The sequence below is a fragment of the Leucobacter triazinivorans genome (assembly GCF_004208635.1).
Classification (GTDB): domain Bacteria; phylum Actinomycetota; class Actinomycetes; order Actinomycetales; family Microbacteriaceae; genus Leucobacter; species Leucobacter triazinivorans.
Genome location: NZ_CP035806.1, coordinates 2,315,171 through 2,328,622, shown reverse-complemented (window position 1 = coordinate 2,328,622; position 13,452 = coordinate 2,315,171). Strand labels below are relative to the sequence as shown.

Annotated in this window: 12 protein-coding genes; 3 read left to right on the top strand and 9 right to left on the bottom strand. The window is 70.3% G+C overall.

The features are described 5' to 3' along the window. Nucleotides 1-4: 4 nt before the first annotated feature. Nucleotides 5-664, top strand: coding sequence for a maltokinase N-terminal cap-like domain-containing protein (locus EVS81_RS10545; protein WP_130110350.1), 660 nt, complete (start codon nucleotides 5-7; stop codon nucleotides 662-664). 80 nt (nucleotides 665-744) lie between these two features. On the opposite strand, the gene EVS81_RS10540 is transcribed toward EVS81_RS10545, so the two are convergent. Both EVS81_RS10540 and EVS81_RS10535 read right to left on the bottom strand, forming a co-directional pair. Beyond that, nucleotides 745-1,605: a CPBP family intramembrane glutamic endopeptidase gene (locus EVS81_RS10540; protein WP_130110349.1), complete on the bottom strand. Its 861-nt coding sequence runs from the start codon at nucleotides 1,603-1,605 to the stop codon at nucleotides 745-747. Nucleotides 1,606-1,758: 153 nt separating this feature from the next. Further along, the gene (locus tag EVS81_RS10535) at nucleotides 1,759-2,139 is read right to left on the bottom strand and encodes a MerR family transcriptional regulator (RefSeq protein WP_130110348.1); all 381 of its coding nucleotides are present in this window, start codon (nucleotides 2,137-2,139) and stop codon (nucleotides 1,759-1,761) included. A gap of 53 nt (nucleotides 2,140-2,192) precedes the next feature. On the opposite strand from EVS81_RS10535, the gene EVS81_RS10530 reads away from it, so the two are divergent. Beyond that, entirely contained in the window at nucleotides 2,193-3,713 is a 1,521-nt protein-coding gene (locus tag EVS81_RS10530; protein WP_130110347.1) for a SulP family inorganic anion transporter, read from the top strand. Nucleotides 3,714-3,732: 19 nt separating this feature from the next. Here the strand turns inward: EVS81_RS10530 and chrA are convergent, their stop codons facing one another. The 6 genes from chrA to EVS81_RS10495 form a co-directional block, all read right to left on the bottom strand. Then, nucleotides 3,733-4,980 (bottom strand): chromate efflux transporter, encoded by a 1,248-nt coding sequence (chrA, locus tag EVS81_RS10525; protein WP_240739811.1) that lies wholly within the window; start codon nucleotides 4,978-4,980, stop codon nucleotides 3,733-3,735. Beyond that, entirely contained in the window at nucleotides 4,977-5,384 is a 408-nt protein-coding gene (locus EVS81_RS10520; protein WP_130110346.1) for an arsenate reductase ArsC, read from the bottom strand. Before EVS81_RS10520 ends, chrA begins: the two co-directional genes overlap by 4 nt. After that, on the bottom strand, nucleotides 5,377-6,396 hold the full coding sequence (locus tag EVS81_RS10515; protein ID WP_130111404.1) for a metalloregulator ArsR/SmtB family transcription factor: 1,020 nt from the start codon (nucleotides 6,394-6,396) through the stop codon (nucleotides 5,377-5,379). The genes EVS81_RS10520 and EVS81_RS10515 overlap by 8 nt, the downstream gene beginning before the upstream one ends. 104 nt (nucleotides 6,397-6,500) lie before the next feature. Continuing rightward, the gene (gene arsB / locus EVS81_RS10505) at nucleotides 6,501-7,622 is read right to left on the bottom strand and encodes an ACR3 family arsenite efflux transporter (RefSeq protein WP_165384245.1); all 1,122 of its coding nucleotides are present in this window, start codon (nucleotides 7,620-7,622) and stop codon (nucleotides 6,501-6,503) included. A 449-nt stretch (nucleotides 7,623-8,071) separates the two neighbouring features. Then, nucleotides 8,072-10,645 carry a LuxR C-terminal-related transcriptional regulator gene (locus EVS81_RS10500; protein WP_130110345.1) on the bottom strand — a complete coding sequence of 858 codons (2,574 nt, stop codon included), beginning with the start codon at nucleotides 10,643-10,645 and terminating at the stop codon, nucleotides 8,072-8,074. Nucleotides 10,646-11,073: 428 nt separating this feature from the next. Then, the gene (locus EVS81_RS10495) at nucleotides 11,074-12,294 is read right to left on the bottom strand and encodes a pyridoxal phosphate-dependent aminotransferase (RefSeq protein ID WP_130110344.1); all 1,221 of its coding nucleotides are present in this window, start codon (nucleotides 12,292-12,294) and stop codon (nucleotides 11,074-11,076) included. 84 nt (nucleotides 12,295-12,378) lie between these two features. Here EVS81_RS10495 and EVS81_RS10490 point away from each other — a divergent pair, with 84 nt between their 5' ends. Continuing rightward, nucleotides 12,379-12,777 carry a TIGR02611 family protein gene (locus EVS81_RS10490; RefSeq protein ID WP_240739810.1) on the top strand — a complete coding sequence of 133 codons (399 nt, stop codon included), beginning with the start codon at nucleotides 12,379-12,381 and terminating at the stop codon, nucleotides 12,775-12,777. A gap of 46 nt (nucleotides 12,778-12,823) precedes the next feature. Here the strand turns inward: EVS81_RS10490 and EVS81_RS10485 are convergent, their stop codons facing one another. Next, nucleotides 12,824-13,387, bottom strand: a complete 564-nt coding sequence (locus EVS81_RS10485; protein WP_130110343.1) for a DUF4870 domain-containing protein — start codon at nucleotides 13,385-13,387, stop codon at nucleotides 12,824-12,826. Nucleotides 13,388-13,452 lie beyond the last annotated feature (65 nt).

Below are 13,452 nucleotides of genomic sequence, written 5' to 3'. Positions count from 1 at the left end.
ACCCTTGGCGATTCTCCACGAGACCACGCTCTCCCCGACGAAGCTCGAACTGCTCTCCCGGTGGCTGCCCGGGCAGCCCTGGTTCAGCGGCGATGCGACCGCGCTGCAGCAGGTCGGCAGCTTCCGCTTCGACGACCCCGACGGCGAGGTCGGCATCGAGACGCTGCTCGTCACCGCCGGCGGCGACGACGTGTTCCAGGTGCCGCTCACCTACCGGGGCGGCCCGCCGGCTGTCTCGCCCGGCAGCGTGATCGGCACGCTCGAGCACGGGGTGCTGGGACAGCGCTGGGTGTCCGAGGGCAGCCACGATCCCGCCTACATCCGCGCGGTCGTCGAGACCGTGCTGTTCGGCCGAGGCGAAGCCGCGCGGCTGCTCGACACCGGCGGCGAACCCGTCGTGCTCGAGAACGACACGCGGGTCCGCGGATCCGGCATCGACGTCGACGAGCTCGACGCCTCGGCGGAGCCGACCCGTGCGGCCGGGGTGACGACCCGCGTCGAGACCGGCATCGGGGTGATCGAGATCGTTCGGCGACTCGGTCTCGACGCGGCCGCCCCCGAGCGCTCGGGCATCCTCGTGGGCACCTGGCCCGGCCAGGCCGACCCGGTGCTGCTCGCCGCCGTCCAGCTGAACGCGGCGGCGCTGCGGCAGTCGGAGTCGTAGCGGCGCGGACTCCTCTGAGCGGCGGAGTCCGCGGGGCGCGGGCGCGACGGGCGCAGGCGCGACGGGCGCGGGCGCAACGCTCAGGGCGCCCCCGTCTCGACCCCGAAATGGGCTCGACCCACCTTGCCGCGAACGAAGATCAGCAGCACGATCGCTGACAGGATCACCACGAGGTTGGCCTGGTTGGCGACCTGCAGGAGCGGCCCGGGGTCTCCGAGCTGTCCCGCAGTGTCGATACCCCCGGTGAGCAGCATCAGGCTCGGGTCAGTGGCCGCATGGGCGAGCATCGCCCAGACAAGACTCCGCGTCACCCGCAAGACGAGATACATCATGATCCCGAACGCAAAGGTGTACACGGCGAGCACGGCCAACGAGATCGGCGCGAGTCCCGCGAAGAAGTTGCCGAGATGCATGAGCGAGAAGAGCAGCGCGGTGAGCATCATCACCGACCATTCACCGTACCCGCCGCGCCGCAGCAGCAGCACGTTGAACCCGCGCGCGATGAGCTCCTCGGTGAAGCCGACGCACAGGCCGAGGATCAGGATCGAGATGACGAGACCGGCCCCCGCAGCCGAATAGTCGACCGACGCGAACCGCAGGACGTTGAATCCCATCACGACGACGACTGCGATCCACATCCATCCCGGACCGCTGATCGGCTGCGGGCCGAAGAGGTCCCTGAGCCAGCCCAGCGACGCGGCCAGTGCGAGCGCGAGCGCGCCGGTGATGAGAATCGGCAACGCCTTGCCCAGGAGGACATTGAGCGGAGAGGCGAGGGGATCCCCCTCGACCATGAGGCCTCCGAAGGCCGCGCCCGTGCCGCCGCCGATGAGCTGATAGATCACCCAGTACGCCACCGTGAAGCCGAGCGCTTTCCAGAACCCGCCCCGGTTCCAGAATCGTCGCCACGCCGAGGTCGGGTTCGAAGACGATACGTTCATGTTCCCTGCCCCATTGCCTCGGAAATGCGCCGTTCCTGTCTACACACGATACCGCGGTCGACTCCGATCGGTCGGTGAGATCCCGCCATACGGCCCGATGGCAATCGCGCAGCCCCGCACACGAGGCACCCTCGACCGCGGTGCAGCAGACGCTCAGCGGATGCGCGCCTCCAGCAGTGCGAGGAACTCGTCGGCCATGCCGAGCTGCTCGGCGAGTCTCGCGCGCCGCTCCCGCGCGTCCTGCCGGAAGTCGGCGAGCGCGCGGCCGGCGCCCTCGGAGTCGACGCCCGGGCGGGTCACGGCGTCGATGGCGCGCAGCAGATCGCCCATCTGATCGAGCGAGTATCCGAGCGGTTTCATGCGGCGGATCAGCATCAGCCGGTCGAAGTCGTCCTCCGTGTACAGGCGGAATCCGCCCTCAGAACGCCCCGAGGGCGCGAGCAGACCGATCTCGTCGTAGTGACGGATCGTGCGCAGCGAGAGCCCCGTCCGCTCGGCCAGCTCGCCGATGTGCATCATTCCCTGTTGCGGCATGGGTGGTCCGCCTCCATTCGCTTCAAACCTCACGTTACGTTACTGTTTATCGCGTGCCTGCGACCCCCACGCGTGAAGACCCCAGACGATACCGGCCCGAGCCGTCCGTGCGCACCGCGCTGCGGAACCCGCGCATCCTCACCCGCGAAGCGCTCGCGGGGCTCGTGGTCGCGCTCGCGCTGATCCCCGAGGCGATCTCGTTCTCGATCATCGCGGGCGTGGACCCCAAGGTGGGCCTCTTCTCGTCCTTCATCATGGCGATCACCATAGCGTTCGTCGGTGGACGCCCCGCGATGATCACCGCCGCGACGGGTGCGATCGCTCTGGTGATCGCCCCCGTCGCACGCGACTACGGCATGGAGTACTTCATCGCCACCGTGCTGCTGGCCGGCGTCCTCCAGATCGTGCTGGCCGTGCTCGGCGTGGCGAAGCTGATGCGGTTCATTCCGCGCAGCGTGATGGTCGGGTTCGTCAACGCGCTCGCGATCCTCATCTTCTCGGCCCAGCTCCCGCAGCTCATCGGCGTGCCGTGGATGGTCTATCCTCTCGTCGCGGCCGGCCTGCTGATCATGGTCTTCATGCCGCGCATTACCAAGGTCGTGCCCGCCCCTCTGGTGTCGATCCTCATCGTCACCGCCGTCGTGGTGGTCTTCGCCGTCAACGTGCCGACCGTCGGCGATCAGGGGGAGCTCCCCGAGAGCCTGCCCGAGCTGTTCATCCCGGATGTGCCGCTCACCTGGGAGACCCTCGCGATCATCGCCCCCTACGCACTCGCGATGGCGCTCGTGGGCCTCATGGAATCGCTCATGACCGCCAAGCTCGTCGACGACGTCACCGACACGCACTCGAACAAGACCCGCGAGTCGTGGGGACAGGGCGTCGCGAACATCGTCTCGGGCCTCTTCGGGGGCATGGGCGGCTGCGCGATGATCGGCCAGACGATGATCAACGTGAAGGCCTCCGGGGCGCGCACGCGCATCTCGACGTTCCTCGCGGGGGTCTTCCTCCTCATCCTCGTCGTGCTGCTCGGCGACCTGGTCGGCGTGATCCCGATGGCCGCGCTGGTCGCGGTGATGATCATGGTCTCGGTCGCCACCTTCGACTGGCACTCCATCATGCCCGCCACGCTGAAGCGCATGCCGAAGAGCGAGACCTTCGTCATGATCTCCACGGTCGCGGTCGTGGTCGTCACCCACAATCTCGCGATCGGCGTCATCGTGGGCGTGTTCGTCGCCTCGGTGCTGTTCGTGCGCCGCGTCGCGCACTTCGTATCGGTCGAGCGCACCGTCTCCTCCGTCGACGGCGTCGACACCGCGCACTACGTCGTGACCGGCGAACTGTTCTTCGCGTCGAGCAACGACCTCACGACGCTGTTCGAGTACGCGAAGGATCCCGCTCGCGTGGTCATCGACATGACCCGATCGCATGTCTGGGACGCGTCGAGCGTCGCCGCGCTCGACGCGATCGTGACGAAGTACGCGCAGCACGGCGCGACGGTGGAGCTCGTCGGCATGAACGCCGACGCCACAGCGTTCCATTCGCGCCTGACCGGGGAGCTCGGCGCGGGCGAGTGACCGGATCGCCCGGCCCGAATCACCCCCAGCCGATCCCGATATCGGTGAGCACGGCGATCATCCCGAGCGCCGCTCCGCCGAGCACGACCGCCCACGCGGGGATCCTCAGGACCCGGAGCGCCAGAATGCACACCAGCGCGATGACCAGTGTTGCGCTCCCGGTGATGCCCGAGGTGATCACCGGGCTGTAGAGCGCCGCTGCGAGGATTCCGACGACCGCGGCGCTCGCCCCCGCGAGCGCCGCCCGCGCGCTCGGGACGCGTCGCAGCCGATTCCAGAACGGCAGCGCCGCGATCAGCAGCAGCATGCCGGGCAGGAACACCGCGATCAGGGCCAGCAGCGCCGCCGCGAGTGCGGCCGAGCCGGGGGCCATCTCGAATCCGTAGGCGGCGGCAACGGTGAACAGCGGCCCCGGAACCGCCTGCGCCGCAGCGTATCCGGCCAGGAGCTGCTCGTGCGACACCGAACCCGCGATCGCCGGCTCGGCCTGCAGCAGCGGCAGCACGACGTGCCCCCCGCCGAAGACGAGCGCGCCCGCGCGGGTGAAGGCGTCCGCGGCTCCGAGCCACGCCGACGAGGTGAGTCGCACGAGCAGCGGAAGCCCGATGAGCAGGAGGACGAACAGCGTCAGCGCCACGAGCGCGGCGCGACGGGAGACGGCGACGGCGAGCGGCTCGGCCGACTGCTCCCCCGGACCGGGGCGGCACCACAGCGCCCCCGCCGCCGCTCCGGCCGCGATCGCCGCGATCTGGCCGAGGCTGCCGGGCAGCAGCAGGGCGAGCCCGGCGGAGACCAGTGCGATGAGTGCGCGCCGCAGATCCGGCGTCAGCGTGCGGGCCATCCCCACGACGGCGTGCGCCACCACCGCAACGGCAACCGCCTGCAGTCCGAGAAGCGCCCCCTGCCCGAGCGGTCCGTCGATCGCCAACGCCCCGGCGGCGAAGAGCACGAGCAGCGCGGCGGAGGGAAGCGTGAACGCGGCCCAGGCCGCGAGCGCGCCGAGCGGACCGCCGCGCAGAAGCCCGAGCGCGAACCCCGCCTGGCTCGACGCGGGGCCGGGGAGGAACTGGCAGAGCGCGACGAGCTCGGCGTACTGGGCCTCGCCGATCCATCGGCGGCGCACGACGAACTCCTCGCGGAAGTAGCCGAGGTGGGCGGCCGGGCCGCCGAAGGAGCTGACGCCGAGCTTCAGGAACGCGCGGAAGACCTCGCCGACCCGCCCGCGCGGGGGCGCGGGCGCTGGCGCGGGCACCTCCTCCGCGCTCACCGAGCGAGCAGATCCGCGATCAGCGCCTCGATGCGCGCCCTGATCGCGTCGCGAATCGGACGAACGGCCTCGATGCCCCGGCCGGCCGGGTCGTCGAGCTTCCAGTCCTCGTAGCGTTTGCCGGGAAAGAACGGGCACGCGTCGCCGCAGCCCATCGTGATCACGACGTCGGACTCCCGCACGGCATCTGCGGTGAGCACCTTGGGCTGCTCCGACGCGATGTCGATGCCCTCCTCGCGCATGGCCTCGACGGCGACCGGGTTGACATGCTCTGCGGGGACGGATCCCGCCGACCGCACCTCGATGCGGTCGCCGGCGAGATGGCGGAGGTATCCCGCGGCCATCTGCGATCTCCCGGCGTTGTGCACGCAGACGAACAGCACGGAAGGCTTCTGATCAGGCATGGCGGGACTCCTCGTGTCGGTCGTTTCGCTGCGCCTCGGATGGGCGCTCAGGAAGGGTGGCGAGGAGCGCGCGCACGCGCTCCGTCAGCTCGTCCCGGATCGCCTCGACCCCCTCGTGCGCGGCGAGGGCGGGATCGGCGATCGCCCAGTCCTCGTAGCGCACACCCGGGACGATCGGGCAGACGTCGCCGCACCCCATCGTGACGACGACGTCGGCCGCGCGCACCGCGTCGTCCGTGAGGGGCTTCGGGTACCGCTCGGCACCGGCGTCGCCCTCGAGCTCGATGAGCAGCGAGCGCACGCGCGGGTGCACCTCAGCGGCCGGCGTCGAGCCCGCCGAGCGGGCGATCACGCGCCCGCCCGCGAGCCGATTGAGCAGCGCCGCGGCGAGTTGCGAGCGACCCGCGTTCTGCACGCACACGAAGAGCACCTGCGGCGGGCCGGCATCCCGGTCCCGCAGCAAGTCGGCGAGCCGCTGTCGGGCGAACCGCTCGGTCAGCGGGACGAGATGTCGGGTGAGCTTCGCGGAGCGCACGAGATCTGCGTAGGACTCGCGGACGATGACGGCGACGAGTTCGCGATCCAGCGCGGTGTGCGCATCGGCCAGCTCGGCGGCGAGGCGGGCCACGCGCGCGTCCATCAGCCGGAGCTCCTCCCCCTGTTCCGCGTTGCCCTCGGCCGTGTCTCCCCCGGCAGCCTCGCCCTCCGGCGCATCGAGCAGCGCGGCGGGCGCGAACGCGTCGAGCAGCGCGGCGACGGCGCGCCGCCTGCCGGTGGCGATCCGGTACCACACCCAGGTTCCCCGCCGCTCCGAGCGCAGCAGCCCGGTCTCCTTGAGCACCCGCAGGTGGTGGGAGACGGTCGGCTGCGAGACCCTGGAGAGCTCGGCGAGGTCGCACACGCAGGTCTCCCCCCTCGGATCCGCTGCGATCGCCGAGAGCATACGCAGCCGGAGCGGATCGCCGAGCGCCTTCAGCGACGCCGCCACGGTCGCAGCGGCCTCCGCACCCATCGCGTGGCTCGTCGACGGCACGCACGCGACGGCGGACGGGGCGGCGGAGGTCTCGGCGGAGGTCTCGGCGGAGGTCTCGGGTGCGGGGACAGTCTCGGCGGCGGTCATGATGCACTCGATTCGGTCGGGGCGAGATGCGGGTCCGTGCCGAACCAGGCCTTCGCCGCCCACAGGGAGACGTAGACGAGCCCGACGAGCACGGGCACCTCGATCAGCGGGCCGACCACCCCGGCCAGCGCCTGCCCGGAGGCGGCTCCGAAGGTACCGATGGCGACCGCGATCGCGAGCTCGAAGTTGTTGCCGGCGGCCGTGAACGCGAGCGTCGCCGAGCGCGCATAGCCGAGGCCGAGGCGACGCCCGAGCAGCAGACCGACGAACCACATCACCCCGAAGTAGACAAGGAGGGGCAGGGCGATCCTCGCCACATCCCACGGCCTCGCGAGCACCGCGTCGCCCTGCAGCGCGAACAGCAGCACGATCGTGAAGAGCAGCCCGTAGAGGGCCCAGGGCCCGATCGCGGGGAGGAACGTCTGCTCGTACCAGTCACGGCCGCCGCGCCGCTCGCCGAACCAGCGTGAAGCGAAGCCGGCGACGAGCGGGATGCCGAGGAATACGAGCACGTTCAGAGCGATCTGCCCCATCGAGATCTCGAGCCCCTGAGTGTCGAGGCCGAGCCAGCCGGGAAGCACCGTGAGATAGAACCACCCGAGCACTGAGAACATTACGACCTGGAACACGGAGTTGATCGCGACCAGCACCGCCGTCGCCTCGCGATCGCCACAGGCGAGGTCGTTCCAGATCACGACCATCGCGATGCACCGGGCGAGGCCGACGATGATGAGTCCCGTGCGGTACTCGGGAAGGTCGGGCAGGAACACCCAGGCGAGCGCGAACATCACCGCAGGCCCGACCAGCCAGTTCAGGGCCAGCGAGGAGAGCAGCAGTCTCCGGTCTCCGGTCACCGCGGCGACGCGGTCGTAGCGGACCTTCGCGAGTACCGGGTACATCATCACCAGGAGGCCGAGACCGATCGGCACGGAGATGCCCCCGACCTCCAGGCGGGCGAGCAGATCGGAGATTCCCGGCACGAAGCGGCCGAGTGCGAGGCCCCCGACCATGGCGAGACCGATCCAGAGCGGCAGCCACCTATCGAGGGGCGACAGCCGCTTCGTTCCCGCCCCTGCTCGGAGCTCGCGCGCAGACGACGCGGATGCTTGATTCGACATTCTTCTATATTGATGCGCGCCGAATCGGAGCGCAAGCGGATCGAGCGCTCGTCACCGGATGTTCATCTCCGCAGTCGGATCGCATCGACGTCTGACCTGGCGCACCGCCGCGGCGGCGGCTCTGCCTGCGGTGCCCGGATGAAGAAAAAGGTGCGGCGGCCTGGAAGGGGAGTCCAGGGCCACCGCACCCAGAACGAGTGATCGGGAAGACACTCGTTCTCCACAAGGACGGCACTCGAGTCTCGCAGGGGATTAGGGAGAAAGAGAGACCCGGCCGGGGAGGGCCGCCGTGCCTTGCTGTCTTCAAGACTGCCGCCAGCCGCCCGTGAAAAGTACTCGAACAGGCCGGATGAGTGCGGACCGGCCCCGAGAAGAGCATTGACGCGTGCCGCGCCAGAACTCCCGCCACATCGACTAGGTAGTCGACAGGGTGCTCAGCAGAGTGGTACTCACGTATCGAGAAGCATGGCACCCAGCGCGTGCCGCGTCGAAGCGCCGAGCTTGCGCATCGCCTTGTGCATGTGGTTCTCGACCGTTCGCACACTGATCACGAGCTGCGCCGCGATCTCCTGGTTGGTCAGCCCGCGCGCCGCGAATCGAGCCACTTCCCGCTCCCGCTCGGAGAGCACCGCGCTCGGGGCGATGAACCGCGAGGTATCGAGGGGGATCTGATCAACGCGAGCCCGGATCACCTGTTCGAGGGCTCTCGCCGCGTGCAGCCCCTCGGTGTCCTCCGCCGCTTCGCACCACTCCGCCGCGTACTGGCAGGCCGTCACGGCGAGCGCGTAGCGGCCGTAGTGCGAGAGACGTTCTGCCGCCAGGAGCATTCCCGCCGGGTCATGATGCACCAGTGCGGCGACGTACGCTCCCTGAGCCTGCATCACCACGGCTTCAGGCATGCCCTCCAGGTAACCGGTCACCCGGCTCAGCCGCTCGGGATCGGGATTGATCTCCACCGCCGCGAGGAGGCCCAGGATCGCCGCGAAGGTAGCGCCCCGCTCCCACTGGGCGAGCGATGCCCGCCAGAGCTCGTCGGCGGCTCGCTCCCGGTCTCCGCCGTTCAGCATGAGCCAGGCCGTGGGCCAGGCGAGAGACTGCCCGGGCAACGGCCCATCGGTCAGCCCGTAGCGGCGTGCGTCTGCGACGTATCGCTCGGCTGCGGAGATCTGCCCGCGACGACACGCGGTCATCGATGCGATCGCGAAGAGGGCGATCTGAGCACCGTGCGGGAACGGTGCCGGTGCGCCCGTGGTGAACACGCGCTCGAAGAGATCGTCCATCTCGATAGAGCTTCCCGAGTGCGTGTGGCACAGCGCGATCGCGGCGCCGAACGCGCGGTAGGCCTCGACGTTGAGGTAGCTCTTCGCATCCTCGAAGCCCCGGGTCAGGAGGTCGAGCGCCTCGGCGTGCCGCCCGAGCCCGAGCAACGCGAAGCCCCGCAGCACGCTCGGCTGGAAGTTCTCGACACCCGGATCCAGGGCGTCGGCCTCATTGCTGAGCGCGTCGAAGACGGCGAGCGCCTCGGTGAACCGGGCCGTGCAGACGAGCACGAGCATCTGCGCCTCGAGCAGCGCGAGCCGCACCTTCGTCGGGATCCCGCCCTCCATCTCGAGCTTCTCCGGGAAGTCGTCGGGGATCGCGCCCACGCTCGTGAGCACGGTGACCTCTGCCGCGTCCATGGCGCGCTCGAACTGACCGAGCGTGGGCCTCGCCACCCGCAGGATCTCGAGCGCGCCTTCGACGTCGCCCCGCGCGTACGCGCGCCACTCCGCCTGCAGCACGAAATAGGCGCAGCGCTGCTCGTTGTCGCCGAGCGCGTCGTCGGTGGTCGCGAATACGTGCTCCACAGTCTCTTCGACGGCCGGCGACAGCGACTGCAGAAGCGCCTCCACGTAGCGGGTCGCACTGGCCGGGTTCGCGTGCGCCTCCCACTCGGCTGCGGTCACGAGTCGCCGCGTGCGCGCTCGCTCCTTCGCCAAACCGGCGAAGAGCGCCGCGTCGTTCGTGAGGCCCGTCGGGCGGGTTTCGCGCTCGGAGAGCACGGCGAATGCGGACTCTGCGGAACCGAGCTGCTGCACGATGAGCTCGCGCAGGCGGATCCTCCTCGCTGTGAACCGCTCGTGCCGGAAATACTCGACCAGCAGCGGCGGCACGACCGTGACGAGAACGCTCGGGCTGCTCGGAAGCAGCGCTACGAGCCCGCGCCGCTCCAGCAGTTCGAGGGTCTCCCAGTCGACCAGCCTCCGCACGCTCTCGATGTCGGCGGAACCGACGAGCGCGATGATCTCGATCGCGTCCCGGGCTTCGCTGCCCAGGTCTTCGAGCTGGCTCTCGAGCACCGCGCGAAGCGACGGACTCCACAGTTCGCCGGAGCTGATCCAGGAGCCGCCGTTGGAGCGGGTGATCCGCCGCTCGCGCAGCGCGGCGATCACGATCCCCATCGTCAGGCCGATGTTTCCCCCGGCCTTCGCGAACACCCGCATGAGCGTGCTGCTCTCGATCGGGCCCTCAAGGTAGTCCTCGAGGGCCCGTTCGATCTCGTCGATGCGCAGGGGCGTCATCTCGATCACGTAGGTCGGACCGATGGTGGAGGCAGGCAGACCGCTCGGGGTCTGCCTGGCGTGCAGTCCCTCGAGGCGCGAGAGCACGACGGGCACTCCGAGCGACCTCCGCACCGACTCCACGACCCCCCAGGTCGCCTCGTCGAGGTCGTCCCAGTCGTCGAGCAGGATGACCGATCGTGGGCGCACGACCCGGTCGTGGAGCGCCGTCGCGGTCGCCTGCAGCGCCCCGGGGCCGGCCTGCCCGATCTCTTCCAGGTGCAGCGCCGCGAGCGGGTGCTGCCGGAGCGAGGCGACGCCCCGGATCGAGACGACCTGCCAGTCGGACTCGACCAGCTCGTGCCTGAGGTGCTCGAGGAACGTGGTCTTCCCGCTGCCGCGGCTTCCCACGACATCCACGCTCAAGTTCGCCCGCACCAGTTCGGCCGCGGCGTTGAGGCTCTGAGTCCGTCCGACGAACATGGGTACTCGCCTTCTCATGAGGCACCGACTGTTGTGGACAAGTTAGCACCGCGGCGGCGCACCGGGCAATGGAAATTCGGGCGCGCCCCGGGGCTCCCGGATCGCAGGGTTCGCGGTCGCGCAATCGCTGCAGTGTGCACAGAAGAGTTCATCGGTCGGTGCGTCCCCCGTAGAGATGTTCGGGTTTCGAGTCGGCCGGAGATCGTTCTTCGGCGCAGAGCAGCTCCCTGCTCGACTCGTGTCGACCCGTCGCAGACGCAACAGGCCCAGCATCACGATGGTCTCTCGCCGCGCCACTGGGTGCGTGTGCTGAATCCCGCAATGGGTGTTGAGATGCCGAGAACTAGGGATCGATCACCGCCTCCCTGGGTAGCGCCGCCCGCCCGCGCCACACGTATCGCGCCCCGTCCGGGAAGCGCGGCGCCCCGTCAGCCGCGCAGAGCCAGCAACCGGCCGATCGCCGTGCGCAGCGTCGGCTCGTCCTTGACGAAGGTGAAACGCGCCCACGATGAGAGGGCCGTCGCGGCCTCCGATCCCGCGCGGCAGAACGCGGAGACGGGCACGCAGGCGACGCCCGCCCGGCCGGGGAGGGAGCGGGCGAATTCCGCGCCGTCTGCACCGTCCGGCAGCGCCGCGGCGTCTGCGCACACGAAGTAGGTGCCCTGCGGCACCACGGTCTCGAAGCCGGCGTCGCGCAGCCCCGCGGCGAGGAGGTCCCGCCGCCGCCGCAGCGAGTCGCGCAGTGCGGCGACCTCGCCGTCGCCCGCCTCGAGCGCGTCGGCGATCGCGGGCTGGAATGGCGCCCCTCCCGAGTAGGTGAGGTACTGCTTCACTGCGAGCACGGCCTCGACGAGCTCGGCCGGCCCGCTCGCCCAGCCGACCTTCCACCCGGTCACCGAGAAGGTCTTGCCCGCCGACGAGACGGTGAGCGTGCGCTCGGCCATGCCCGGCAGCGTCGCGAGCGGCATGTGTGCGGCGCCGTCGAAGACCAGGTGCTCGTAGACCTCGTCGGTGACGACCACTGCGTCGGCGCGCACGGCCGCCGCCGCGATGCGAGCGAGCTCGGACCCGGTCAGCACGGTGCCGGTGGGGTTGTGCGGGGTGTTCACCACGATCAGTCGGGTGCGCTCCCCCACGGCCGCGTCGAGCGCCGCGACGTCGAGGCGGAACCCCTCGGGGCCGGGAACGAGCGGCACGGTGACGTGCCGCGCCCCCGCCAGGGCGATGCACGCCGCGTAGGAGTCGTAGAAGGGCTCCAGCGTCACGACCTCGTTGCCCGGGCCGGCGAGCGCGAGGATAGCCGCGGTGAGGGCCTCGGTCGCCCCCGCGGTGACGAGCACCTCGCGCTCCGGATCCACCTCGAGGCCGTAGTGCCGGCGCTGGTGCGACGCGATCGCGGCACGCAGCCGCGGAATCCCCCGTCCCGGCGGGTACTGATTCGCGCCCTCGCGGATCGCGCGCACGGCGGCCTCGCGGATCCACTCCGGGCCGTCGCTGTCGGGAAACCCCTGGCCCAGGTTCGCCGCGCCGGTCTGCTGCGCGAGCGCCGTCATCTCGGCGAAGATCGTGGGGCGCACCGCTCCGTCCGGGGCGATGAGCCCCGCGGCCGCGGACACGGCGCGCCACCGCGCGGGCACGGGTGCAGTCATACGCACCAGTGTAGGCGGCGGGGCCCGCACGGACCCCGCCCCGCATGCGGCCGAATGCCAGGGCGCGCCCGTATCCTCGGAGGCATGACCGACCCCTACGCCGGCGACGCGGAACGCGCCCACCGGCTCAGCAGGCGCGTGGGGCGCTTCATGGAGCGGTGGCGCGCCTCGATCCGCCGGCGGCCCTGGCTCAACACGACCTACAAGGTGATCATCACGGCGCTCGGAGTAGTGATCGTCATCGTCGGCCTGATCCTCGTGCCGCTCCCGGGGCCCGGCTGGCTCATCGTCTTCATCGGACTCACCGTGCTCGGCACCGAGTACCACTGGGCCCGGCGCCTGCTCGGGTGGCTACGACGCGTGCTCGCCCGCTTCTGGGAGCGCTGGAATCTGTGGCGCGCCGCACGGCGGGAGCGCAAGGAGCAGCGATCGCGTGACGGGCGCGGATCGCCGCACGGGCGCGGATCGCGCAGCCCCGGATAGACGAAACGGCCCGGGCCGGGGGCCCGAGCCGTTTCGCGGTAGCCGTCTACTTCACCAGCGGAATGTTGAAGATGAACTCCGGCTGCCCGCCGCGACGGTATGCGTCGGGAGCCTTCACGGCGGCGATGATGTGGAACACGAACAGCACCAGCGATCCGAGCCACAGCACGAGCGCGAGCAGCCAGCCGATGTAGGGGATGATCATCAGGATGTAGGTCGCCACGACCACACCGACGCGCAGCAGCGAGAAGTTGAGGTTGTCGCGGTGGAACGCGTACGCCTGCTGATTGCCCTTGTCCTTCTCGATGAGGAAGAAGATGAGGGCCGGGATCCAGGTGAAGAAGACCGACAGCCAGTAGTTGAGGGTGATGTTGCTCACCGGATCGGCGGCAGGCTGGGCGTAGCCCTGCTGCGGCTGCTGGTACCCGCCGGCGGGCGGGGCCTGGTACTGCGGCTGGGGCTGCTGCGGCGCCTGGTACTGGGGCTGCTGCGGGGCCGCGGCGGGCTGCTGGGGAGCGGCCGGCGGCGTCGGAGCCGCGGGCGGTGCATCGCTGGTGGGCTGACCGCCAGTGTCCTGGCCGTCCTGGCCCTCAGGGGGCAACGTGGTCATCTCGGTCTCCTCCTCGGGAACTGCGTTCTTCCTACGACGTTACCGCAGGCGGCCACTGCACGGAA

Coding starts and splice junctions, on each gene's coding strand:
- EVS81_RS10540 (WP_130110349.1), bottom strand. CDS start 1,605: ATGAACGTATCGTCTTCGAACCCGACCTCGGCGTGGCGACGATTCTGG.
- EVS81_RS10495 (WP_130110344.1), bottom strand. CDS start 12,294: ATGACTGCACCCGTGCCCGCGCGGTGGCGCGCCGTGTCCGCGGCCGCG.
- EVS81_RS10535 (WP_130110348.1), bottom strand. CDS start 2,139: ATGCCGCAACAGGGAATGATGCACATCGGCGAGCTGGCCGAGCGGACG.
- EVS81_RS10485 (WP_130110343.1), bottom strand. CDS start 13,387: ATGACCACGTTGCCCCCTGAGGGCCAGGACGGCCAGGACACTGGCGGT.
- EVS81_RS10520 (WP_130110346.1), bottom strand. CDS start 5,384: ATGCCTGATCAGAAGCCTTCCGTGCTGTTCGTCTGCGTGCACAACGCC.
- EVS81_RS10490 (WP_240739810.1), top strand. CDS start 12,379: ATGACCGACCCCTACGCCGGCGACGCGGAACGCGCCCACCGGCTCAGC.
- EVS81_RS10515 (WP_130111404.1), bottom strand. CDS start 6,396: ATGGGTGCGGAGGCCGCTGCGACCGTGGCGGCGTCGCTGAAGGCGCTC.
- EVS81_RS10500 (WP_130110345.1), bottom strand. CDS start 10,645: ATGTTCGTCGGACGGACTCAGAGCCTCAACGCCGCGGCCGAACTGGTG.
- arsB (WP_165384245.1), bottom strand. CDS start 7,622: ATGTCGAATCAAGCATCCGCGTCGTCTGCGCGCGAGCTCCGAGCAGGG.